The sequence below is a fragment of the Bacillus sp. JJ722 genome, assembly GCF_036963345.1.
Lineage (GTDB): Bacteria > Bacillota > Bacilli > Bacillales > DSM-1321 > Bacillus_AD.
Map to the genome: position 1 here is coordinate 9,653 of NZ_JBALMO010000042.1, position 24,046 is coordinate 33,698.

Below are 24,046 nucleotides of genomic sequence, written 5' to 3' on the forward strand. Positions count from 1 at the left end.
TTTATCTCAGTCGAAGGGCTCCAGTCCATACGAAGCTAAACGGGCGCTTGCGCTTTTCTTAAGTATTTGATTTTGAGGTGTACAGTAATGACTCATCGTTATGTAGTGGTGGATTTAGAAACAACAGGAAACTCGGTGAAAAAAGGAGATAAAATTATTCAATTTGCTTGTGTTGTCATTGAAGGTAACCGCATTGTTGATGAGTTTTCTACGTTCTTAAACCCCGAGCAACCGATAACACCATTTATAGAAGAATTAACAGGTATTAATGATCAATTAGTATGTGAGGCGCCGCTTTTCTCCGAAGTAGCCCCGAAAATAATGGAGTATCTCCAAGATTCGTGCTTCGTTGCCCATAATGTACTGTTTGATTTATCATTTCTTCAAGATGAATTAACCATTTGTGGATATGGTGGATTTTTTGGCTCAACAATTGATACTGTTGAACTAGCAAAAATAATGCGTCCAACTGCCACAAGTTATAAATTATCACATTTATCTAAAGAAGAAGGATTTAATCATGATCGTCCGCATCAGGCGGATAGTGATGCGTATGCAACGGCAGAGTTGCTATTATTGTATATAAATGAGTTAATGCAAATGCCACTTGTTACATTAAAACAGTTATATAGATTATCTTATTCATTAAAAAGTGAAATTTCGGAGCTATTATCACGTATTTTGCAAGAAAGAATGTCGGTTAGTCCAGTTCACCATCCTTATTTATTTATACATAAAGGTATTGCAATGAGGAAAATGGAGAGTGTCAACGAGTCTAATAGCAATAATACTGTTGGATATCCTACAACTAATGAAGAGAAAATCAATATGTTACAAAAAGCTTTCTCAAACTTGGAAGTTAGGGATAATCAGCTTGCTATGATGGACGCTGTATATCAAGCCTTATCTACTCAGCAAATGGCGATGATTGAAGCAGGAACTGGTCTTGGAAAGACATTAGGCTATTTAGTACCTTCCGCTTATTATGCAATTCAAAACAAGCAATCGGTAATGATTAGCACCTATACAATTGAACTGCAAAATCAACTGCTTTATAAGGAATTAGCAAATCTCCGTGCCATGCTACCTTTCTCTATTCGAACCGCAGTCATTAAAGGTCGTTCAAATTATATTAGCTTAGCCAAGTTTGACCGAGCTTTACGAACTCGTGATGATCACTATGATAGTGCGTTAACTAAAATGCAAATTCTCGTATGGTTGTTAGAAACAGAAACTGGTGATAAAGATGAGTTGAATTTAACTAGTGGTGGAGAGTTATTCTGGGAAAGACTCCAAAATGCAAAGAATTTCGCGAATGACCATCAATTGTCATGGGAAAAGTATGACTTTTATGAACGAGCAAGAGCGTTAGCGGAAGATGCTGATATTGTCATAACAAACCATGCTTATTTAATGAGTGATTTTTTCTCCAAGAAAACGTCGAATATGAGCGATGGTATATTAATTATTGATGAAGCTCATCAATTAGAGAATGCAGCTTCTAAACATTTGGGAACATCACTAGATTATATCACGATAAAAATGATGTTGAATAAGCTTGGAATCAATGATCAGAAGCAATTAGTGCATAAGCTGAATAACATGTTGAGTGAAGTGAATGGTAAACCAAATTTCAAAAATAAACGAATCGACCGTTTATTACAAGAAGCTATATATGAACTAGAGCAATTCTTTCATTTATTATCTCGATTATGCGAAGACATTGCAAAAGGTTCAATTACGAAAAGCACGCTTACTTTACAGATGATTTTTAATCGTAAAAATGAAGCTAAACCTTTGATTATGTTGGCTGAAAGGTTAAGTGAACATTTCAAGGAGATTGGCAGCTTACTTCATAACGATGTCGCGACAATAATGCAAAATGGGGCACCTGGGAAAACACAATTGTTCCATTTAGCAGAGATTGAAAGTGTTGTAGCATTTCTTAAAGAAAGTGCAGACCGACTTGGAGAATATTTCATCCACAATAAAGATTCTGTATTGTATTGGGTGGAGTGGAGCAAGAACAGTCCTAGTCAGTACGTTTATTTGTACTCACAACCGATTTCAGGTGGTAGTGAAATGTGGTTCCGCTACTTTTCTCAGCAGAAAAGTGTTGTGTTAACATCTTCAACATTGTCGGTAAAAGGTTCTTTCGATTATATGAAGCAAAAACTTGGATTGTTTGATGATGAGATGATGATTTATTCATTTCCATCACCGTTTAATTACAAGGAAAAAGTAAAGTTACTTGTTCCAATGGATATTCCAGAAGTGAATAAAGTGAGCAATGAAGTATACGCAAATAATATTGCGTCTTATATTGAAAAAGCAGCTGTAGCATCGAAGGGAAGAATGTTGGTTTTATTTACATCACAAGACATGTTGAAAATGACGCATGATTTCCTCAAACAAAGTGAGGTGCTTCAAGATTTCAATGTCTTATCCCAAGGGATATCAAGCAATAGTAAGTCGCGGCTAATTAAGCATTTCCAAAACTATGATAAATCGATTTTGTTAGGAACGGCTAGTTTCTGGGACGGATTAGATTTACCTGGTGATACTCTAGAATGCTTACTTGTGGTCCGATTGCCGTTTTCACCACCAACTGAACCATTGGTAGAAGCACGTTGCAAGCAAATAAAGGACCGAGGTGGCAATCCGTTTAATGATTATTCTTTACCTGAAGCCATCATGAGATTTCGTCAAGGTTTTGGTAGGCTAATCCGAACGAATGAAGATAAAGGTGTATTTATTGTGTGTGATCGACGAATTACTTCAACACATTATGGTGAGGATTTCCTTCGTTCAATACCTGACGTTTTAACAGAAGAAGTAGAGCTTAATTCTATCCAGCGTTCTATTAAGACTTGGCTACAATAAGTAGTATAAATAATGTAAGTATTAAATAAGACATTAAAGGAAATGAATTTACGGATAACTTGAATACCATGATATTTTTTTGCTGAAAATTTATTTTTCAAACAAAAAAGCTGTTATAATATTGAAGGAGTCATTGTAAGAAGACGATACTTCTTACGATAGTTTTAATATATTAATTCTTCTGTTACCAGGAGGCAAATGGGATGGAAAATAAACCAGAAGTAGTTTCAACTGTAAAAGTGCAATATACGCCTGATTTATATAAAATTGTAGATGCATTAAATAGAAATTTAAAGTACGATCAGTTAATGTTTGGTCTTGCTCTTGATAGGGAAGATCAAGACCAAGCAATCATTACGATTTATCGAACATAAAGTGAGTGGTTTTATTGAAGAAATGGGTAGTAATCGTGAGTATCTTAGTACTCCTTATAATTGGCTATGTCATCGCGAGTGTGTTAGTGGGCATGGATGATAAAAAAACCGCTGAAGAGCGAGCAGTTGCCATCGCTACAAGTGAAGGCGGTTTGAAAAGTGTCAGTGATTTTTATTTATATCACGGCAAGGAAGTATACTCGGTTGTTATTGGGAAAGATGACAAAGGGATCAACCAAGTTCTTTGGATTCCAGAGAAGTTGGATAAAAACTCCACCATTGTCAAAAAGAAATATTCCGATGGTGTTTCTGAGAAAGAAATTATAGACAAGGTTCAACAAAATTATAATCCTGAGGAAATTATTTCTGTAGAGCTTGGTATGGAGAATAAAGTTCCATTATGGGAAGTAACCTTTAAAGATTCAGAGGATAATTTACACTATTATTACTATGATTTTGAAACAGGAGACAAAACAAAAACAACAATTAAAGGTATTTAACTAGGGGGATATTTAACATGAAACTAGCAAAGCGTGTACAAGCTCTTACACCATCAACTACTTTAGCAATTACAGCTAAAGCGAAAGAATTGAAAGCTCAAGGTCTTGATATTATTGGACTTGGAGCAGGGGAGCCTGACTTTAATACGCCACAGCATATTATTGCTCAAGCTACAGCTTCAATGAATGAAGGACAAACGAAATATACACCTGCATCAGGGTTACCTAAGTTGAAAGAAGCGATTATTTCAAAGTTGAAAAGAGATCAAAACCTTGATTATAAGGCTTCAGAAATCATTGTTGGATCAGGTGCTAAGCATGCTTTATACACGCTGTTCCAAGCGATTCTTGACGAAGGGGATGAAGTAATCATTCCTATTCCTTATTGGGTAAGTTATCCAGAGCAAGTAAAATTGGCTGATGGAGTGCCAGTATACTTAGAAGGTAAGGAAGAGAATTCTTATAAAATTACACCAGAATCGTTGGAACAAGCAATTACAAGTAAAACAAAAGCAGTAATTATTAATTCACCAAGTAACCCAACTGGCATGGTTTATAGTCGTGAAGAGTTAGAAGCGCTTGGTAAAGTTTGTTTGAAACATAATATTTTAATTGTTTCTGATGAAATTTATGAGAAATTACTATATGGAAATGCTGAGCATGTTTCAATCGCTCAAATTTCACCTGAATTAAAAGAAAATACAATCATCATTAATGGGGTTTCTAAGTCACATAGTATGACAGGTTGGAGAATTGGCTATGCTGTTGGTAATGAAGTGGTTATTAAAGCAATGACTAACTTGGCTAGTCATAGTACATCAAATCCAACAACAACAGCTCAATACGGTGCGATCGCAGCATACGAAGGCTCTCAAGAGCCTGTTGAGGAAATGAGACAAGCGTTCGAAGAAAGATTAAATATTATTTATGATCAACTAGTTGCAATTCCTGGCGTAAAATGTATTAAACCACAAGGTGCATTCTACTTATTCCCGAATGTTAAGGAAGCAGCAGAGCTTTCAGGTTTTGATCATGTAGATGATTTTGTGAAAGCATTGCTTGAAGAAGCACTTGTGGCAGTAATTCCAGGTTCAGGATTCGGAGCTCCTGATAATATTCGTTTATCTTATGCAACATCATTAGATTTACTTGAAGCAGCAGTAGCACGTATTTCTAAATTTGTTAAATCAAAAATGCAATAAGACATTAAAGTAAAAGCTAAGCATAGTGCTTAGCTTTTACTATTACAGAAAATAAAATTGTTTTAATATTATGAATAATTTAATGTATCAAGGATTATCTGTGACAGACGTTGATGTAACATGTTTTGAAAGGTATAATGTAATAGTTAAATTTATTGTTTTTCGTTAAACTTGGAGGGAATATTATTTTGAAAACAACTATTTCACAAGTATATAAATATGTTGATCAAGAAGTAACAATTGGTTGTTGGTTAGCGAACAAACGCTCAAGTGGTAAAATGGCGTTTCTTCAACTTCGTGATGGTACTGGCTTTATGCAAGGAATTGTCGTGAAAGAAGAAGCAGGAGAGGAACTTTTCTCGAAAGCAAGAGGTATTACTCAAGAATCGTCTTTATTTGTAACTGGTAAAGTGCAAAAGGATGAGCGTTCAGCATTAGGTTTTGAATTGCTTATTACTGGCGTTGAAATTATTCATGAATCTACAGATTATCCGATTACTCCAAAAGCGCACGGAACTGAATTTCTAATGGATCATCGTCATTTATGGTTACGTTCTAAACGTCAACACGCTGTTATGAAGATACGTAACGAAATCATTCGTGCAACATATGAATTTTTCAACGAGCAAGGCTTTTCGAAAGTAGATCCACCAATCCTTACAGGTAGTGCACCAGAAGGAACATCTGAATTATTCGCAACAAAGTATTTCGATGAAGATGCTTATCTTTCTCAAAGTGGACAGTTATACATGGAAGCAGCTGCTATGGCTTTAGGACGAGTGTTCTCGTTTGGACCAACTTTCCGTGCTGAGAAATCAAAAACAAGACGTCACTTAATTGAATTCTGGATGATTGAACCAGAGATGGCATTTGTTGAATTCGAAGAGAATTTAGAAGTGCAAGAGCAATATGTTCAATATATTATCGAAGCTGTACTTAAGAACTGTACTGTAGAGTTAAAAACATTAGATCGAGATGTGACAAAGCTAGAGAATATTAAAGCACCATTCCCACGTATTTCTTATGATGATGCAATAAAATTCTTAAATGAAAACGGATTTGATGATATTTCATGGGGTGATGACTTTGGTGCACCACACGAAACGGCTATCGCAGAGCATTATGATAAGCCTGTATTCATCACACACTATCCTAAGTCATTAAAACCATTCTACATGCAACCAGATCCTAATCGTGATGATGTTGTACTATGTGCTGACTTAATTGCTCCTGAAGGCTATGGAGAAATTATCGGTGGATCAGAGCGTATTCATGATTATGATTTGTTGAAAGAAAATATTGAAAAACATAACTTGGATGAAGAAGCATACAAGTGGTATTTAGAATTACGTCAATATGGTTCTGTACCGCATTCGGGCTTCGGACTTGGTTTAGAAAGAACGGTAGCATGGATTAGTGGAGTAGAACATGTTCGTGAAACAATTCCATTCCCACGTTTGTTAAACCGTTTATATCCTTAATATAGAAGCTTTCTTTTAGAGGATTAAAAACCATACTAACACATGAAGACCTTCATTAAATGAAGGTCTTTCACTATGTATGAGTAAAGATGTGAAAGAGAAAGGTGTTGGTTTTTCTTTATCTAACCGTACACCTACCTTGGCTATGCCTGCTGAATATCTCCTTTTTAATTGGTAATAAAAACAAAAAAGTGAATCATCATTAGAAAGGGCAGGTGTCGTTTTTTCTTTGTCTAGCCTTACACCTGCTAGGCTTGGTCATAAGCCAATTTGTTTTGAAAACCAAAAATATCTTATGCTTGCCGCATATTTCCTTTTTAATTGGTAGTAAAAACAGAAGAGTGAACCATCATTAAAAAAGGGCCGGTGTCGGTTTTTCTTGTTTTTCATGATATACTATTCAAAGAGGTGTTACGTAATGATAAAAGACCAATTATTAACATGGCTCCAAGAAGGAAATGTAACGATTCCTTCTTTTCTTTTCGTACATTACGTAGAGATGGGCCTAAATGAACAAGAGTTAATCTTATTAATGCATTTACAGCATTTTCAAAAAGAAGGAAATGACTTTCCTACACCTAATGAAATTAGTGATCGGATGTCAATTTCATCTATAGAATGTATGAATATTTTAAGACGACTAATTCAAAGAGGCTTCTTAGAAATAAATGAACAATTATCTGATGAAGCGGTACATAGTGAATCATATTCGTTATTACCGTTACAGAAAAAGGTGATTGAACATTTTTTAATGAAACAAAATATGCAAACTGTGATTAATAAGGAAGAAGAAGAAAGAAGCTTGTACTCTATATTCGAACAAGAATTTGGCAGACCGCTATCTCCATTTGAGTGTGAAACTCTCGGTATGTGGATTGATGATGATCACCATGATAGTAAAGTGATTCAGGCAGCTTTAAGAGAAGCGGTTATTTCTGGCAAATTAAATTTTCGTTATATTGATCGAATACTATTTGAATGGAAGAAGAACGGAATTAATACGGTAGAGAAAGCGAAAGTGTATGGCGAAAAGTTCCGCTCACAACAACATCGCACAAAAAAGGCGCAACCATCCGTTAAAGAAGTACCGTTCTATAATTGGTTGGAAAACTAAAAGAAGTAAAACAGGGAGAGAAGGTGAACTTTGATTGGTGGTGTGTTTTTCCGCTACCAATCATTAGTTGAACCAATTGAGTTCTTACTTGCGTTCCATTTCTAATGACTTTTTGTATATTTGCTTTGAAATGGAAGTCTTAGCGTTAGTTTGAACGGAACAAAGGAGAGTGACGTCTAAATGCTTAACAAAACACAAATAAGGCGTTGTCTTGATACAATGCAGGATATGTTTCCAAATGCTCATTGTGAGCTTATACATGATAATCCTTTTGAATTAGTGATTGCGGTAGCATTGTCTGCCCAATGCACGGATGCATTAGTAAATAAAGTGACTGCAACATTATTTCAAAAATATAAAACACCTGAAGACTATTTAAGTGTGTCGCTTGAAGAATTACAACAGGATATTCGTTCAATCGGATTATTTAGAAATAAAGCAAAGAATATTCAAAAGCTATCTGAAATGCTCATAAACGATTATAACGGTGTTGTTCCAACTGATCGTGATGAACTAACAAAGTTGCCAGGTGTGGGAAGAAAAACAGCGAATGTGGTTGTTTCTGTAGCATTTGGTGAACCTGCAATAGCTGTTGATACACATGTGGAACGTGTAAGTAAACGTTTAGGAATATGTCGTTGGAAAGATTCATTACAACAGGTAGAAGAAACACTTATGAAAAAGATCCCAAAAGATGAATGGAGTTCATCTCATCATACAATGATTTTCTTCGGTCGCTATCATTGTAAAGCGCAAAATCCACAATGTGAAGTGTGCCCGTTAAATGATCTATGTCGTGAAGGTAAAAAGCGTCTGAAAGGCAAGAAAGAAGTGGAAACAGTATGACGAAAATGGTTGAGGTTTCTATACCAAAACAATTACAAGATGATTTCTTCTATGCTGATGAGCGAAAACTATCTATTGATGCTGAAATGTACCAAGAATGGGAGATTAACGCATTAAATGATGGGGGGTATGAAGCATTATTCTTTAATAGTATAGATGGTTTTCACCCTTGGAAGCACAGCGAAGTGGTTATACCAGCGATTATGCAATCTTGGAAGGAAAAACAATCGATATTAGCCGATCTTTATGCAAGGAGGGCTGTTAAAGAAGCTGCTCCATATATGAAAGAAGGTATTAAATATACTTTGGCTACTCTGTATTATGCAAACGAACATCCAATCGTTTTGAATGATTGGCAGAATAAAGTTAACCAGCTTCCAAATGTGCCGGTCAATTTTACAGAGAGAATGACCTTTATCTTATCACGACCAAGCTTATACCAATCATTTAAAGCTCTAGAGCAAATTATGATTGAACTAGAAAAGTTGTATGCACGTATTACAATAAAAAAGCAAAATCTGTTGCGAAAAAAAACGTCTCAAAGCTAAATGCTCAGAGACGTTTTTTAGTACATGGTTATTTAAATGAAAAGCGTTGGTGGAATGTAAGAATTCCACCAACGCTTTTTTATAGGCTATTTAGAAAAAGTTTAAATCAGAAAAGAAATTACTTGAGAATGGTCGGAAGAACATGATGTTTTGAATAACATTGCTCTGGTTAGTACTTCCTCCATTTCCGTCTGGCGGAGGAGTTTGCTCATTATTTCCGTCGTTTCCTCCACTACCATTACCATTTCCTCCGGTTTCGGTATCTGGATTGTTACCATTTCCGCCACTTTCTCCATTACCATTTCCGTTATTGCCATTATTATTTCCATTCCCATTATCTGGGTTAGTTCCAGGGTTTTGATTATTATCTCCTGGTGGAGTTACTGTACCACCATTATCAGGATTTTCTTGTTCATTATCATCGTTCTCATCATCCGGATTTTCTATTTCACCCGGCTCTTGTTCATCCTCATCTTCTTCCTCTTTAGGAATTTTATAGGTTGCTGTTACAGGTTTACTTTTTTGATCGTCCACAACAGCAATTAATGAGAATTTATAGATGCTTCCTGGTGTTGGATTAGCAATGGTAAATGCCATATCACTCGTTGTTGTAAAGGTTGTTTCAGCACCATCAATGCTTCCTTTTAACTCGAATATTGGCTTTTGCTCTTCATCTTCAGCAGCATTATAATTCCAAGTCAACGATAGATTTTTAGTTTCAGGATCATATGTCACGTTGAAATTAGTTGGACCTTGTTGCTGACGATATGTTTTTGAAACCTGTGTTGGTTCAGTACCTTTTACGAAATATTCATATACGATATTCGATTCAGGTGTGAACTTACTTGGTTTCTTGGCTGGATTAGAGCCTTTTTCAACAGCAGCTTTTACTACGCTGTTAGGTTTCTTGAAGTCTTTTGTATTGACATCTTCAGACACTTCACTCATTAGGCTTTTGAATATGCGTTGCGGAATCTTTTGTGATTGTGTACCTAAATAATCACTACGCTTATCATATCCTGCCCAAACTGCTGCCGTGTATTTGGTTGTATAACCAACAAACCATGAATCAGGAACCCCGTTATTAGGGTGGTTATATTTTTCTTTTTCATCATCGGTAAAGTTCGTAGTACCTGTTTTACCTGCTACAGGTAGACCAGGAACGTTAGCTAATGTACCTGTACCTGATGTAACAGCTGTTTTCAACATATCCGAAACCATGAATGCAGTAGAGTCCTTCATAGCTACAACTGGTTCAGGTTTTAAGTCAATTTCTGTTGTTTTATCGCCTAATACAATTTTTGTAACGGCATGTGGTTCATTGTAAATACCTTCATTACCAAATGCACTGTATGCACCAGCCATTTCCATAGGAGAGAAACCAGTTTTCATACCACCAATACTATAAGCCTCTTCGAATTCATCTCCAAAATCTAATCCGAGTTTTTCACCAAATTCTCTTGAATTTTCTTTCCCGGCTGCTTGGAAAGCTTTAAGAGCTGGAATATTTAATGATTTTGCTAACGCTTCACGAGCAGACATTTGTCCTTGGTAGCGGTTGTTATAGTTGTTGATTTTTGTGCCGTTACTATACGTGTAAGGCTCATCCACAACTTGTTCATACGTAGACCAATTCTCATATTCAATCGCTGGACCATAATCTAAGATTGGTTTAATGGTTGAACCTGGTTGTCTTTCTAGCTGTGTAGCATAGTTAAATCCACGCTTCACATCTTTGTTTCTTCCGCCACCGATCGCTTTAATTTCACCCGATTGTGTATCAAGCAATGTTACACCAGCTTGTAGATTCTCGCTAGGGAAGTTAATTTCACTATTTGGTGAGTTTAACATGTCATAAACATGATTTTGCGCTTCAAAATCCATTGTTGTGTAAACTTGAAGACCGTCAGTGAAAATATTATAGTCTGTTTTCTCTTCTACTTCTTTAATTACTTGATCAACGAATGCATCGTATGGATCTGTGTCTTCCTGTTTACGCTTATCTTCAGGTAATAGTCTTTTCTCAATTGGTATACTTTGTGCTTCTTTCATTTCACTCTCACTAATGTAACCGTGTTTGTTCATAAGTGAAAGTACGACATTACGTCGATCCTCTGCACGCTCTGGGTAGTTAAACGGATTGTATCTACTTGGGCTTTGCGGAAGACCAGCAAGTGTTGCTGCTTCATCAAGTGTAAGTTCTTTTAACTCCTTACCGAAATACGTGTCCGCTGCGGTTGCTATACCATTTGCAGTGGCACCATAGAAAATTTTATTGATGTACATTTCGAAGATTTCTTCTTTCGAATACTTTCTTTCAACTTGAAATGATAACCAAAGTTCTTGAGCTTTACGTTTTAATGTTTTTTCATCTGTTAAAAATGATTTTTTGACAAGTTGTTGAGTTATTGTACTTGCCCCTTGTGAACCAAAACCATCTGTAAAGTTGGCAATAACCGCGCTACCTAAACGTAGCACGTCAACTCCATGATGACTGTAAAAACGAGAATCTTCTGTAGCAAGTACGGCATCTACTACTACTTGTGGGATTTCTTCAAATTTCACATAATCCCGGTTTTCTTTACCTACTTCTTGTATTAGTTTTTTGTTACCGTCGTCATCTACAGAATAAATCTTTGAAGAAACAGGGTCTTTCAATAGTGCTTCATCTAGTTCTGGGGCAGAACTTACAAAGTAAGCAAACGTTGCTCCTCCAGTAATAATGCCTATTCCAATTATTATGGAGAAAACAAGCAAGATTCGTTTCCATATGCTTGTTGATTTCTTTGATGTTTTTTTGCTATTTCTACTTTTTTTATTTTGTTGTTGTTGACTTCTTCGTCTTTCTTCTCTGCTTTGAAAATTATCAGACATTTTAAAGCTAACCTTCCTTTCTTTACAACCCTTTACGCTTTCTCTATCAGTTGATCAACTACTTTTAAGTAGTCAATTCTAGGTTGAAAGCCAATCGAAGTTTTATATGAAGTAAGTTCTACTTCTTTTTTTGTTATTGATTTTCTCCCACCATTCACCATTCGATTCCAAAACTGGATTAAATGTATAGCTTCCATGATGAAGATTTCACCAGTGGAGGAGAAGTTCATAATTATGAATGCTAAACCTTGTTGTTTTAGCACTTGTTCCATATGACGTATTTGATGTTCATGGAAGTTTTGTAAGGGAAAGGAAGTCTTATTCTTCGTTTCTTTCGCCTCAAAGTCCAAATACTTTCCACGATAAACGCCATTATAATCGGTCGTGGAAGCTTGTTTAAAGTACGCTTCTTTAATAACAGCCGCACTTCTTTTCGGATAATGAACATCCACAATTTGTACGGGTGTAGGCTTCTTATGGATAACGGCAATATTATGAGCAAGATAATATTCGTTCGTTTCATTCAGATCTTCTTCTAAAGTCATACCGCGATTACTGTAATTAATCTGTTGTTTAGCTGTTACTTTATTATTTTGACTTTGATTTACAGCTACGAACTTTTTACCATTCGGATAATGAAAGACCATTCTTTTACCCCCTGACCCCTCATCTATGATAACAGAAATGGAAATGAAATGTAGTATAAAATTATTGGAATCACTCAACCTAATAGTATGATTATACACTTTTTGTTTTTTAGATAGAAAGAGGTTGTTAGCATGCTCACATTTTCTCTATTAGAAAGTAATATAACACATCAACAAGATCTGATTTCAATTATTATGGACTATACAACAAAATGTAACAAAGATAACATCTCAAGAACGGATGCATACTTAAAGTTTTTTAAGATGTATCCCGAAATAAGATGGGCTTTTCTGGCAAGTATGGTTTCTAGGAATGCCGGCTGGAATATGTGTGAACTAGAAGGTACCGTCTTACCAAAAACATTATCGCCTCATTTTAGAAAAGAGTTATTTTTTGCTTATGAAGCCACTAATTTCTTGATTTTTCAAGATGCATTTCCACAAATGCTACTCTATCATTATTCGACGAAAACAAATAAACCTTTGTTTCACTTAAATAAATATTTTTCAACTTCCTATTTTATGTGTAAAGAATGGAATTCGTTTTGGAAAGAAAGAAATGAAGATCGTTTGATGACAGCCTTTATTATAAATGAACAAAATGTCATACAAAAGCCGATTTTAGAAGGGGAGTTTTTTCAAAATAAAGTTTTCCGTTCAAATGTTTTTTTACTTCAAGATTTATTACACTTTAGCACGGTTTTATTTCCTACTGTTCGTGGAGAATTGTATGGTGCGTCCGTTCATCACTTTAGAAAGGTTGATCATCGTATTCATCTTGGTAAGGTATTAGCAAAAATATTATTTGCAAATGAATTATTTCCAAGCTTTTATCATTTCGCTATTAATACTGAACATACGGGTTCAAGAGAAGATTACGAAAGATACTTTCCTTATCGAAAGCAACGAGAAACTCCATATTTACGAATGGTCTATCCACTTATTGATTTAAGTAACATTGAAAAAGGTGATTGGGAACGTTTGCGAAAGGTTAAGAAGTCGTGGACTAAGAAAGTACATAAACCTATGAATGTGAATGTGACAAGGTGGTATGAAAATAAGCAAAAGCAATTTAGAATATTATCTTCGCTCTGTAATTTAAAACATTTTAAGTAATGAGTAATAAAAAGATCTAAAACCACATAGGATTTAGATCTTTTTTGTTTTGTTTTGAAATGATTTAGCCAAGTTAAATGTAGCTAAATATATTAATTCAGTAGGCATTTAAGTAGCTGGACGATCGGGACCAGTTAGCTTTGGATTTCCTTGGCCTGCTTTGGAAGCTGTATTATTTTTCTTCTTTTCTTCTTGTGCTTTCGAATTATTTTTACTCATAGTGAACACCTCCTATCGGTAGTCTTCCATGGCAATGCGAAATAATGCAAAGTTTTTTGTCGAATCAACTTTTACTCTTACTTTTTTTGCCGATATTCTTCTAGTTTTGTCTATAGAGAAGGTAATGATACTAGTACATAGAATTAGTATTAACAAATCAAATTATAGAAAGAGGAGAAGTCGATGAAAAAGGAATTAGTAACCCCATTTGAACTAGAAGCTATGATTCAGTTTATAAATTTACAGTTAGATGTATTGGAAGAAAAAGTAGTGATGTCGGTTGAGTTAGAGAAAGAAGAAGCGATCCTCAAGCAACGCAAGAATGTAGCTCAAGTTATAAGCAATTATCGAGAAGTTGAAAGAGACTACAATAAATTTGTAAATAAGGAAAGTGAATCAAATAATTCAATGATGACAATTAAACCTGAATTTAGTTATTAACTTGTATTGCGTCCATATGACGCTATTTTTTTTGAGTTTATCGCATATATCACGTATATTTGTAATCAAGCATGATTGATGGAGATGATATAAATGACTAGAGAAGAAGCACGATTATATACAAAAGATCTTAATAATATTTTAGATGAAATAAATTTGATTTATGAAAATGCTCGCCTTACGAAAGATGAGCCTGATTTTTATAAAGATATAGAGCCATTTGCAAATGATGTCCGTAATCGTGCTCAAAAGTGGTACTCATCAATAAAAGAAGTAATAAATCATAATGAGACATATATTCAAGGAGAGAAGCAATTAGATCAAGTTGTAGAAAATATTTGTACGCTAAGTGTTCAAGCATTCCAACATAGAACGAGTTATAATCGTTTCAAAAGCTACTTTCAATCAACGAAATTTCTCTTGAAGACGATTGAAAGGCAATTAGGATAGTATCGGATTTCATAATTTACGTTTCGGCTAGTATCACAACATGGTTAGCTTGAGCATATATTACTATGAATAATATGATGTATAGAATGGAGCTGACATGATGGGACCCTTTCCGATAATGAGACCAGTGCCAAATTTGTATTATGATAATCGATACGATATGCAATATTCGCAAATGGGAGACCCTTATAATATGTATGGACCAGCTAACTTTCAACCATCTATGCCCTACTATCAAGGAGGAATGCATCCGTCACAAGATATGTATCCAGTGTCATCACAAATGTATACTCATCCAATGCAGGAGAATATGAATATGCAGCCGTATGGACAGGGAATGGGGCATATACCAATGCCTCAGTCGCAATTAGGCTATCAACAACCTACAGGACGTCCTCCAATGTCAGGAGTTAAATCTTCTCCATTTGCAAACCCATTACATTCACCTAAGATGCAACAGCAAATGGCGACTCAATATCCTAATCCATATCCGAAGCAAGCCTTTATGCAAAAACAACAGCCATCTGGATTTCAATCAGTCATGAATCAATTTAAAACGCAGGATGGTTCTATGGATATAAATAAAATGATGAACACTGCTGGGCAAATGATGGGAACCGTGAGCCAGGTGCAAAATATGTTTAAAGGTCTTGGCGGTTTCTTCAAAGCAACGCCATAACTCAATCATTTTATGACAAAAGAGGGTATCTATCATTAGATACTCTCTTTTGCTGGAATTTTTCATAATGAAAAAAGTAAGCATGGGATATGCTTACTTCAGAGGCTTTATTTAGCATTGATAAATTTTACTTCTTTTCCTTTAATTTTAGGAACGATTACTTCAAGTAATCCGTCGTTATGTTGAGCAATAATTCCTTGATCATCTATAGGTTTAACAAATGTAACACTTCTCGATACTGTTTGAAATGATTGCTTTTGACTAAAGGCTTTGCCTTCAAGATCTTTTTGTGTGTAGTTTTCATGATTGCGAATTGTAATGACTAATGATTGATTAAACGCTTCAATATTTATTTGTTGCTGTTTAACTCCGGCTAGCTTTGCCTTCACAATATAAGCATCATGATTTTCTGTCATTTCAATAGGAAAGCTTCTGTTCATTGTGGAATTTGAAAAGAAACTGTCCATTGATTGCAGAACGCCGCCCATAGGTTTTCCACTAAAAAGTTGATCAATACTTGATATGAAATTTGAGAAAGAATCATTTTTTCTACGTTTAGAAGGTAGGTGGTTTATTTTTTTACCAGCAGACATCATTGTCTCTCCTTTCATTCCAAGTGGTAAGTTGGATTTCTTGCTACTTACTATTATATGTAGGACAAACACATAACGTTCCCAATTGTAGTGATGAGAGTATGTTTGTGAAAAGTGCCAGTGATGGTTTTTCTAATCAAGTTCAGAAAGAATCATTTTGTGCGGTGTCTAGTTCCAGTACCCAGTTCTCAGTGAACCACGCCATCCTCTCTCAGATAAGTTATCTAAGAAATGCTGAAACGTCTCGTTCAGCCTCGACAAGCATACGACAGCTCTCGGTAGGAAATCTGGTTTTGATTTCCTTAAGAAAAAATTAAGAAATTGATAAGAAAATATATATTGTTGCGTCTAACAAGAACATGTAGAATGTACAAATGTAAGAAACGATTTATCTGAATGTAAGCGAGGTAAAGAGCGTGCAAAAAATGATTTTAGTTTTGTTTTTTATAGTTGTTTGTTTAACTATAGTGATGTTTACAATATTAAAGGATCGCTTCTATGCTTTTTTATAATAAATAGGTCTTTTGACTAGTACATGTGTCTTTTTGATTTCATAGTCTGTTAATGTAAGTAAAAAACTATGAAGAAAGGGGACACTATGATGGAAAAAAAATATCATGGTATGAGCGCTGCACCTAATGTTAGCCCTGCGATGTATGGAAAAAGTTGTGGAGGCGGCATGGGTGGCTATCCAACACAAGTAAGCCCAGCAATGATGGGCCCCGGTGGATGGGGGGGCGCTGGAGGATTCCCAACACAAGTAAGTCCAGCTACTATGGGTCCAGGAATGGGTGGATGGGGCGGAGGTCCAACGCAAGTGAATCCTGCTAATATCGGCCCAACACAAGTAATGCCTCCGGTTGTAAGTCCAACTAATAATATTGTGAATAAGAATATTATCAAGCACATTGTACCGCATGTGCATCCGACTCATACAACAACAGTAAATGAACATGTGTATCAACATCAACATTATTTCCCACAAACACAATCTGTAGTTAATCAATGCTGCAATCAACAAGTAATTTGTGGAGGCATGCCTCCTGTTCAACCGGTTTGTTGTCCACCTCCAAGACCATTCTGCTGTTAGAATAAAGGGCTGATTATCAGCCCTTTCTTTCATTACTACTTTATGTTACACTTTTGGACAATTGCTAATATCTATATTATTATTGAAAAAGGAGCAAGTATGTTAAAAGTGTTATTTGTTACAGGATATAAAAGCTTTGAATTGGGTATATTTAATAATAATTCAAATGAAGCCAATTTAATAAAGAAAGCTATTGAAAAGAGGCTCATTCAACTTGTTGATGAAGGACTTGAATGGGTTATTATTACTGGGCAACTCGGCGTTGAACTTTGGGCTGGAGAAGCCGTGTTAAATATTCAAAAAGAATATCCAGATTTACATCTAGCTGTAACAACTCCTTTTTTGGAACAAGAAAGCAATTGGAATGAAAAAAATCAAGAGTATTATCATTACATACTATCCCAAGCAGATTTTGTTGAAAGCATTTCAAAGCAAAAATATATAAGTCCGATGCAATTTAAGAATAGGGATCGATTTTTATTTGATAAATCTGATGGGTTGCTTATCGTATATGATGAAGAACAAGAAGGAAGTATCAAGTACTTTTATAAAGAAGCTAAACACTATCAAGAAACGCATGATTATCACATCATACAGATGGATTTTTATGAGCTTCAACAATATATAGAAGCGACATCAATGGAATAATTAATAAGAAATTAATACATGATTTACCAAATAATATTGAATTATTTTATATAATTTCGTAAGATAAATTGACAAAGTTTACTTCTTTTGAAAAAATAATAGAAAAGCTAATGAATGGCGTATGTATTGAGGTGAATCCTGATGCTATCTGATAAAATTAAATTGACAGCAAAAGATATATTAGAAAAAGAATTTAAAACAGGAATGCGTGGTTATAGACCAGAAGACGTGGATCAATTCCTAGACTTAGTGATTCGTGATTATGAAACATTTCATCAAGAAATTGAAGAACTAAGACAAGAAAATTTAAAGTTGCGCAAGAAGTCTGAAGATAATCAAAGTCGGCCTACAGCTACTTACCAGCAAGCTGCTCCGGGAACGACAAACTTTGATATTCTAAAAAGACTTTCTAATCTAGAAAAGCACGTATTTGGTAATAAACTTTACGAATAACTTTTATTTGGTGTGGTTACCAACAAGTTTTTGTGTAGAAAAATAAAAAATTGTAAAAGACCATTGAAAAAATGTTAAAGACACAATATAATAAGTGATGTTATCTTTTGATGACGTTCGGGTAATCGCTGCAATTCTTCATTGAATTGTAGAGGAAAGTCCATGCTCGCACAAGCTGAGATGCTTGTAGTGTTCGTGCCTAGTGAAAAAATAAGCTAGGGCAGCCTTGATGGTTGACGGCCGGGAAACTACCTAAGTCCTATTTAAGGATATGGTACAACCCTATAAAAGTGCCACAGTGACGAAGCCTTTTCAGAAATGAAGAGGGTGGAACGGGTAAACCCCACGAGCGAGAAACCCAAATTTAGGTAGGGGCACCTTAAACCTTGGAAATGAACGAGGTAAAGGACAGGTTAATCCTGTAGATAGATGATTGCCACCTTTAGTACGAGATAAGTGATTATCGTTTGAAGTACGAAGGAACAAAACATGGCTTACAGAACGTTATCAAAAATAATGTAAATTTACATTTTCAATTAGTAGACTCTCCTTTAAGAGGAGAGTCTTTGTTGTTATAATGGATAGTGCATAATATAAAGTGAAATGATGATAATGACTAATGGAATAATAATAAAGTAAGTTTCTACTTAAAAAGAAACGTACTGTTAAAATAAGTTAAAGGTGATGTAATGGCAAAATATACAATAATTGCAACAGCGGCAATGGGTCTAGAGGCTCTTGTAGCACAAGAAGTAAGAGATTTAGGATATGAATGTAAAGTCGATAACGGAAAGGTAGTTTTTAAAGGAGACGAAACTGCTATTGCTCGTGCTAATATGTGGCTTAGAACGGCTGATCGTATCAAGATTGAAATAGGTAGTTTTAAAGCGTTTAGCTTTGAGGAGTTATTCCAGAAAACAAAGGCACTACCTTGGGAAAAGTATATTACAGAGGATGGAGAATTCCCTGTTTCAGGGAAATCGGTGAAATCTAAACTTTTCAGTGTGTCAGATTGTCAAGCCATTGTCAAAAAAGCAATTGTAGAGCGATTAAAAGTAGCATATAAAAGAGTAGCAAGATTTAAGGAAGATGGACCTTTATTTAAGCTGGAAATCTCTTTATTGAAAGATGTAGCAACACTTACGTTAGATACATCTGGAGTTGGTCTTCATAAGAGAGGGTATCGTGTTGGACAAGGTGGGGCACCCCTTAAAGAAACAATGGCCGCAGCACTTGTACTATTGACGAAATGGAGTCCTGACCGTCCATTTATCGATCCTTTCTGTGGCTCTGGAACAATTCCAATTGAAGCGGCAATGATTGGACAAAACATTGCACCTGGCTTCAATCGAGAGTTTGTTTCAGAACAATGGCCTTGGATTCCAACTTCCGTCTGGGATAAAGTGAGAGAAGAAGCTGAAGCGAAAGCGAATTATGATCAACCACTTAATATTTCAGGATACGATATTGATCATAAAATGATTGAAATCGCTAAGAAAAATGCGCTAGAAGCCGGATTTGGTGAATTGATTCAATTTAAACAAATGCAAGTAAGTGATGTGACAATTAACGAGAAGTACGAGCAAAGTGGAGTAATCGTAGGTAATCCCCCATATGGTGAACGACTTTCAGATCAGCCAACTATAGAGAAGATGTATCGAGATATGGGGCGTGTTTTTAGTCAATATGAAACTTGGTCTGTCTACATGCTAACTTCATATGAAGGCTTTGAAAAACTATATGGAAAGCCAGCTACGAAGAAACGTAAACTGTTTAACGGATTTATCCGCACAGATTTCTATCAATATTGGGGAAAAAGACCAAAGCGCTAAACAACTTAAAGTTAACTACATAATTTTTCCTAGTTTTGCATAGGATGTATTTATATTGTTAAGCAAGGGGAGTTATGTATGGATAATATGTTGAGTGAATTTCAATTAATTCAAAAGGCGTTATTACATTCTTATGAACAGTTAGAACAAGAAGAGCAGCTGAACAATAAAGGAATGGAGCAGTTGACACAAGCGCATACGAATTTATCATATGCATTGTCATACTATCTCCAGAAAAAATCGTATGAATAACAAAAAGTGAAATTGGCAAGTACATGCCAATTTTTCTTTTGTGAATGTATATATGAGAGCAGGAAAGGAAAGATTTATGCTGAAAACACTTCCGTTTACGATATCAAAAGATGAAGGATTTTATGATAAATTATCCGAGTGGATCGGTGACGTTTTTTATGACATTTTACCAGAGAAAGGTTTTGAAGAGCGTGATGAACAAATCTTCATGGCCTATCAATTAGAAAAAGCATTTAAAGAAAAACAAACAATCTTTGCAGAAGCGGGTGTTGGAACGGGAAAGACGATTGTTTATTTACTTTATGCTATTTGCTATGCACGTTATCGCAACCAGCCAGCTATCATTTCATGTGCGGATGAAACATTGATTGAGCAACTAGTTAAGGAAGAAGGCGATATTGCTAAAATCTCCGAAGCACTAGGTTTAGATATTGATGTGCGCTTGGCAAAATCAAGAGATCAATATGTATGCTTAAACAAACTCGATCAAGCTTATATGAAAGAAGATAGTGAGAATATCGATCAACTTCATGAGGATTTACCAGATTTTGTGCATGATCATTCGTCGTTAACAAAGTTTGAAGCTTATGGAGATCGTAAAGAATACTCTTATTTAACAGATGAAGAATGGGATAAAGTTGGTTGGGATTCATTGCAAAATTGCTTCTCTTGTGAGAAACGCCATCGATGTGGCCAAACATTATCAAGAGATCAATATCGTAAAGCTATCGATCTTATTGTTTGCTCACATGATTTCTTTATGGAGCATATTTGGACGAAAGAATCTCGTAAACGAGAAGGACAACTGCCACTATTACCAGAGTACAGTGCAGTGGTATTTGATGAAGGTCATCTGTTAGAGTTTTCAGCTCAAAAAGGCTTAACATATAAAATTGCCGAGAATATGATTAGTGATGTATTAACGTCACTGTTGGCAAACGATATGCGTGAAGAAACACTTGAAACGATTGAAGATACTATCTATTACAACGAAACATTCTTCGATGCATTACATGAGAATAGCAAGCATATTCCAGGATCACACAGATACGAATTACAATCTGTTGCAAGTATTCAAAGCAAGGCAATGAAGCTTCGTGAGCAGGTTGAAAATATTTTAGAAGCGCTAGTATTTGAGGCGGAGTTGCATACAATAGATGAATATAGCTTAAAAGGTAGTGAAGAATATTTAGAGCAAATTTCATACTCTCTATCATTGTTCTCTAAAGGGAATAATGCAGTCGTATGGCTAGAGAAAGATGATACGAACTGTTGTTTAGTCATAATGCCGCGACTAGTTAGTGATATATTATCAAAAGAAGTATTCGCAAAAGAAATGCCATATATCTTTTCTTCTGCAACGCTTTCTGAAAACGGTTCTTTTGATTATATAGCAAATAGTTTAGGAATTGAAAACTATACTAGCTTTACCGTAGCATCTCCTTTCGATTACGATGAAGTAATGAAGATTAGTTTGTCTGCATATGCTGAGGAAGAATTACGACAAAAGAATGATGCCGTGGTTACTAGTTTTAAGAAGAACAACGGAAGCACATTAGTACTTTTTCCGTCAATAGAGGAAATGAAAGCATTCCGTACGCATATGGAGCAAGCAGAACTTGATTTCCCAGTGTATTTTGAAGGTGACGAGGAAATGAGTAAAACGGTGAAAAGATTCCAAAGTGATGAAACATCGGTACTTTGTTCATATCATATGTGGGAAGGATTAGATATTCCGGGACAATCATTAAATAATGTTATTATTTATGGTTTACCATTCCCTCCAAATGATCCTGTATTCCAAGCGAAAAGACAAGCGGTGAAAAATCCTTTTTCAGAGGTAGATTTACCATATATGATATTACGTTTACGCCAAGGTATTGGTCGTCTTATTCGTACAAGTAATGATAGCGGTCAAGTTCAAATTTTTATAGACAAGCAATTGGACGCTAAAGTGGTTGAAGCAATTCAAGATGTATTACCAGTAACTCCTGTAGTTAAGGCTTAAGTTCATAAAGAATAATGGGAAAGAGGCTGTCTTAAAAGTGATTATAAATCACTTTTAAGACGCCTTTTTACGCTTTTTAGCCCTTCGTTATAGGTTGCGAGAAATTTGTTATGCTTGCTGAATATGTTGAAAATGCCTATAATTGGCGCTTTTGAAAGAGATGAAACGCATGTGTTTCTCTATAAATGGGAACAATGACTTTCACATAAATGTAAAAATCTAAAGCTCCATTACCTTAATGGACAACATCTTTTTTTGTACATACATATTTGGAAAGAGAAGAGTGGACACTAAGAATAATAATTATTTAAACTTGAGGAGTCAGTATGCCAAATTATGATTTGAAGAGAGATGTGCATCAATCAATTGCCTATCTGAAACATAAATTAGCTGATCAAGAAGATGTAATTTTTAAAGAGATTCAAATTCCAAAGTTCAATTGTTCTTGCTTTGCTGTTTATTTGCAGGAGAGAGTAAATTTTCAGGCCTTTAGTAATATTATTCTCAATTTAGTTTCTGCAAGCGACGGCACTAAAGAAGAGCACTCTTTAGAAGAAATAATAATATCTAAAATTAGTCCATATTCTGATCAAAATGTATATAGTTATTCAGAAATTATTAATCAACTATTTAGAGGGAATCTTATTTTATTGGTGGATGGTTTTGCAAGAGCTTATGTTTTAAAATTAGCAGAAAAGAAATTAAGAACCTTTTCCGAACCAACAACAGAACAGGTTATTCGTGGGCCTAAAATTGGTTTTATAGAATCGCTAGAAGATAATATTGGATTAATTCGCCAACTATCTAATCATCCAAATCTAATCGTTAAGTTTAAAAATACGGGGACAATTGAAAAAAAAAGATTAGCCATTCTATATATTAAAGATGTCGCTCAAGAATCATTGATACAAGAAGTCAATAAAAGAATAAATAAAATTCTAACAAAGGATTTTCAAGATTCAGGGATGGTTGAAGATCTTATTCAGGATCAAATATATTCTGTCTTTCCTCAAACCCAAAATACTGAAAGAGTTGACCGGGTACTGGCATCGTTAACTAGTGGAAAAGTAGTTTTACTATTAGATGGATCACCTTTCGCGATTATTGCACCGACATCATTGATTACTTTAATGGAAGCGGCAGACGATTATTACAATCGATGGATATCTGGTACATTTATTCGATTTCTCCGTTATTTCGCAATGTTTATGACGATTTTCTTAACAGCTACCTATATATCTCTCGTCTCATTTAATCCAGGATTATTACCAACAGAATTGGCTATTACCATTATGGGGACTAGAGAAAACATTCCTTTTCCACCTATTTTTGAAGCACTCATAATGGAAATTACAATTGAATTATTGCGTGAAACTGGGATTAGATTACCGAGTCCAATCGGTCAAATAGTTGGATTGGTAGGAGGGGTAGTTATTGGTCAGGCAGCTGTTGAAGCAAATATTGTAAGTTCAATAATGGTAATTATCGTAGCTCTTACAACTATTACTTCTTTTACACTTCCACAATATAATTCAGTTTTTTCTATTCGGTTTTTAAGATTTGGTGCTATGTTGTTTGCGTCAGTATTTGGTGTATTCGGTACAACTCTATACTTCATCATTTTAACTATTCATTTAGCTAAATTGAAAAGCTTTAATGAGTCCTATTTTGAACCATCCATGTTTATAGAGAAGAAGACATGGAAAGATGCACTTATAAGATTTCCTCGTAGAAATTAAATCTTTTTTAATCGTTCCAATCTTTTTCAATACAGGGCATACAAAACAACGTATTCC

At 35.2% G+C, this 24,046-nt stretch carries 21 protein-coding genes, 1 other RNA gene and 1 pseudogene; 20 read left to right on the forward strand and 3 right to left on the reverse strand.

The features are described from left to right. The first annotated feature begins 87 nt into the window (after positions 1-87). The 8 genes from dinG to V7014_RS06955 all read left to right on the forward strand — a co-directional run bounded on the left by dinG (position 88) and on the right by V7014_RS06955 (position 8,948). On the forward strand, positions 88-2,883 hold the full coding sequence (gene dinG, locus V7014_RS06920) for an ATP-dependent DNA helicase DinG (protein ID WP_335505554.1): 2,796 nt from the start codon (positions 88-90) through the stop codon (positions 2,881-2,883). A 203-nt stretch (positions 2,884-3,086) separates the two neighbouring features. Further along, complete coding sequence (locus tag V7014_RS06925; RefSeq protein WP_335505556.1) at positions 3,087-3,257, forward strand: YpmA family protein; 171 nt, start codon at positions 3,087-3,089, stop codon at positions 3,255-3,257. A gap of 14 nt (positions 3,258-3,271) precedes the next feature. Beyond that, positions 3,272-3,757 (forward strand): cell wall elongation regulator TseB-like domain-containing protein, encoded by a 486-nt coding sequence (locus V7014_RS06930; protein ID WP_335505558.1) that lies wholly within the window; start codon positions 3,272-3,274, stop codon positions 3,755-3,757. 17 nt (positions 3,758-3,774) lie between these two features. Continuing rightward, the gene (locus V7014_RS06935; protein ID WP_335505560.1) at positions 3,775-4,959 is read left to right on the forward strand and encodes a pyridoxal phosphate-dependent aminotransferase; all 1,185 of its coding nucleotides are present in this window, start codon (positions 3,775-3,777) and stop codon (positions 4,957-4,959) included. A gap of 188 nt (positions 4,960-5,147) precedes the next feature. Then, positions 5,148-6,440, forward strand: a complete 1,293-nt coding sequence (gene asnS / locus V7014_RS06940; RefSeq protein ID WP_335505562.1) for an asparagine--tRNA ligase — start codon at positions 5,148-5,150, stop codon at positions 6,438-6,440. Between the two features lie 418 nt (positions 6,441-6,858). Further along, positions 6,859-7,554: a DnaD domain-containing protein gene (locus tag V7014_RS06945; protein WP_335505564.1), complete on the forward strand. Its 696-nt coding sequence runs from the start codon at positions 6,859-6,861 to the stop codon at positions 7,552-7,554. Between the two features lie 180 nt (positions 7,555-7,734). Continuing rightward, positions 7,735-8,400, forward strand: a complete 666-nt coding sequence (gene nth, locus V7014_RS06950; protein WP_335505567.1) for an endonuclease III — start codon at positions 7,735-7,737, stop codon at positions 8,398-8,400. Next, entirely contained in the window at positions 8,397-8,948 is a 552-nt protein-coding gene (locus V7014_RS06955) for a YpoC family protein (protein WP_335505569.1), read from the forward strand. Before nth ends, V7014_RS06955 begins: the two co-directional genes overlap by 4 nt. Positions 8,949-9,038: 90 nt before the next feature. On the opposite strand, the gene V7014_RS06960 is transcribed toward V7014_RS06955, so the two are convergent. Beyond that, positions 9,039-11,822 carry a transglycosylase domain-containing protein gene (locus V7014_RS06960; protein WP_335505571.1) on the reverse strand — a complete coding sequence of 928 codons (2,784 nt, stop codon included), beginning with the start codon at positions 11,820-11,822 and terminating at the stop codon, positions 9,039-9,041. A 32-nt stretch (positions 11,823-11,854) separates the two neighbouring features. Continuing rightward, positions 11,855-12,469 (reverse strand): Holliday junction resolvase RecU, encoded by a 615-nt coding sequence (gene recU / locus V7014_RS06965; RefSeq protein WP_335505574.1) that lies wholly within the window; start codon positions 12,467-12,469, stop codon positions 11,855-11,857. A 132-nt stretch (positions 12,470-12,601) separates the two neighbouring features. On the opposite strand from recU, the gene V7014_RS06970 reads away from it, so the two are divergent. The 4 genes from V7014_RS06970 to V7014_RS06985 all read left to right on the forward strand — a co-directional run bounded on the left by V7014_RS06970 (position 12,602) and on the right by V7014_RS06985 (position 15,374). Beyond that, on the forward strand, positions 12,602-13,585 hold the full coding sequence (locus V7014_RS06970) for a DUF2515 family protein (RefSeq protein ID WP_335505576.1): 984 nt from the start codon (positions 12,602-12,604) through the stop codon (positions 13,583-13,585). Between the two features lie 402 nt (positions 13,586-13,987). Beyond that, a complete protein-coding gene (locus tag V7014_RS06975) occupies positions 13,988-14,245 on the forward strand; it encodes a hypothetical protein (protein ID WP_335505577.1) in 258 nt (85 codons plus the stop codon). A 93-nt stretch (positions 14,246-14,338) separates the two neighbouring features. After that, complete coding sequence (locus V7014_RS06980) at positions 14,339-14,695, forward strand: DUF1798 family protein (RefSeq protein WP_335505579.1); 357 nt, start codon at positions 14,339-14,341, stop codon at positions 14,693-14,695. Positions 14,696-14,813: 118 nt separating this feature from the next. Beyond that, a complete protein-coding gene (locus V7014_RS06985; protein ID WP_335505581.1) occupies positions 14,814-15,374 on the forward strand; it encodes a YppG family protein in 561 nt (186 codons plus the stop codon). 107 nt (positions 15,375-15,481) lie between these two features. Here the strand turns inward: V7014_RS06985 and V7014_RS06990 are convergent, their stop codons facing one another. Then, positions 15,482-15,967: an Hsp20/alpha crystallin family protein gene (locus V7014_RS06990; RefSeq protein ID WP_335505583.1), complete on the reverse strand. Its 486-nt coding sequence runs from the start codon at positions 15,965-15,967 to the stop codon at positions 15,482-15,484. 601 nt (positions 15,968-16,568) lie between these two features. Here V7014_RS06990 and V7014_RS27205 point away from each other — a divergent pair. The 8 genes and pseudogenes from V7014_RS27205 (at position 16,569) to V7014_RS07030 (ending at position 23,989) form a co-directional block, all read left to right on the forward strand. Continuing rightward, complete coding sequence (locus V7014_RS27205) at positions 16,569-17,057, forward strand: CotD family spore coat protein (protein ID WP_438824885.1); 489 nt, start codon at positions 16,569-16,571, stop codon at positions 17,055-17,057. Between the two features lie 99 nt (positions 17,058-17,156). Next, positions 17,157-17,709 (forward strand): annotated as a pseudogene (locus V7014_RS07000) (DUF1273 domain-containing protein). 137 nt (positions 17,710-17,846) lie between these two features. Beyond that, entirely contained in the window at positions 17,847-18,158 is a 312-nt protein-coding gene (gene gpsB / locus V7014_RS07005; RefSeq protein ID WP_335505587.1) for a cell division regulator GpsB, read from the forward strand. A 113-nt stretch (positions 18,159-18,271) separates the two neighbouring features. After that, positions 18,272-18,660, forward strand: an RNA gene (gene rnpB, locus V7014_RS07010) — RNase P RNA component class B. A 187-nt stretch (positions 18,661-18,847) separates the two neighbouring features. Beyond that, the gene (locus V7014_RS07015; RefSeq protein ID WP_335505589.1) at positions 18,848-19,990 is read left to right on the forward strand and encodes a THUMP domain-containing class I SAM-dependent RNA methyltransferase; all 1,143 of its coding nucleotides are present in this window, start codon (positions 18,848-18,850) and stop codon (positions 19,988-19,990) included. Positions 19,991-20,068: 78 nt separating this feature from the next. Beyond that, complete coding sequence (locus V7014_RS07020) at positions 20,069-20,242, forward strand: hypothetical protein (RefSeq protein WP_335505591.1); 174 nt, start codon at positions 20,069-20,071, stop codon at positions 20,240-20,242. Between the two features lie 52 nt (positions 20,243-20,294). Continuing rightward, entirely contained in the window at positions 20,295-22,250 is a 1,956-nt protein-coding gene (locus V7014_RS07025) for an ATP-dependent DNA helicase (protein ID WP_438824886.1), read from the forward strand. A 326-nt stretch (positions 22,251-22,576) separates the two neighbouring features. After that, entirely contained in the window at positions 22,577-23,989 is a 1,413-nt protein-coding gene (locus V7014_RS07030) for a spore germination protein (RefSeq protein WP_335505593.1), read from the forward strand. Positions 23,990-24,046: the final 57 nt, after the last annotated feature.

Bases quoted from the DNA above. Each gene is read 5' to 3' on its own strand.
- dinG (WP_335505554.1), top strand. From the start codon at position 88: ATGACTCATCGTTATGTAGTGGTGGATTTAGAAACAACAGGAAACTCG.
- V7014_RS06925 (WP_335505556.1), top strand. From the start codon at position 3,087: ATGGAAAATAAACCAGAAGTAGTTTCAACTGTAAAAGTGCAATATACG.
- V7014_RS06935 (WP_335505560.1), top strand. From the start codon at position 3,775: ATGAAACTAGCAAAGCGTGTACAAGCTCTTACACCATCAACTACTTTA.
- V7014_RS06945 (WP_335505564.1), top strand. From the start codon at position 6,859: ATGATAAAAGACCAATTATTAACATGGCTCCAAGAAGGAAATGTAACG.
- nth (WP_335505567.1), top strand. From the start codon at position 7,735: ATGCTTAACAAAACACAAATAAGGCGTTGTCTTGATACAATGCAGGAT.
- V7014_RS06955 (WP_335505569.1), top strand. From the start codon at position 8,397: ATGACGAAAATGGTTGAGGTTTCTATACCAAAACAATTACAAGATGAT.
- V7014_RS06960 (WP_335505571.1), bottom strand. From the start codon at position 11,822: ATGTCTGATAATTTTCAAAGCAGAGAAGAAAGACGAAGAAGTCAACAA.
- recU (WP_335505574.1), bottom strand. From the start codon at position 12,469: ATGGTCTTTCATTATCCGAATGGTAAAAAGTTCGTAGCTGTAAATCAA.
- V7014_RS06970 (WP_335505576.1), top strand. From the start codon at position 12,602: ATGCTCACATTTTCTCTATTAGAAAGTAATATAACACATCAACAAGAT.
- V7014_RS06975 (WP_335505577.1), top strand. From the start codon at position 13,988: ATGAAAAAGGAATTAGTAACCCCATTTGAACTAGAAGCTATGATTCAG.
- V7014_RS06980 (WP_335505579.1), top strand. From the start codon at position 14,339: ATGACTAGAGAAGAAGCACGATTATATACAAAAGATCTTAATAATATT.
- V7014_RS06985 (WP_335505581.1), top strand. From the start codon at position 14,814: ATGAGACCAGTGCCAAATTTGTATTATGATAATCGATACGATATGCAA.
- V7014_RS06990 (WP_335505583.1), bottom strand. From the start codon at position 15,967: ATGTCTGCTGGTAAAAAAATAAACCACCTACCTTCTAAACGTAGAAAA.
- V7014_RS27205 (WP_438824885.1), top strand. From the start codon at position 16,569: ATGGAAAAAAAATATCATGGTATGAGCGCTGCACCTAATGTTAGCCCT.
- gpsB (WP_335505587.1), top strand. From the start codon at position 17,847: ATGCTATCTGATAAAATTAAATTGACAGCAAAAGATATATTAGAAAAA.
- V7014_RS07015 (WP_335505589.1), top strand. From the start codon at position 18,848: ATGGCAAAATATACAATAATTGCAACAGCGGCAATGGGTCTAGAGGCT.
- V7014_RS07020 (WP_335505591.1), top strand. From the start codon at position 20,069: ATGGATAATATGTTGAGTGAATTTCAATTAATTCAAAAGGCGTTATTA.
- V7014_RS07025 (WP_438824886.1), top strand. From the start codon at position 20,295: ATGAGAGCAGGAAAGGAAAGATTTATGCTGAAAACACTTCCGTTTACG.
- V7014_RS07030 (WP_335505593.1), top strand. From the start codon at position 22,577: ATGCCAAATTATGATTTGAAGAGAGATGTGCATCAATCAATTGCCTAT.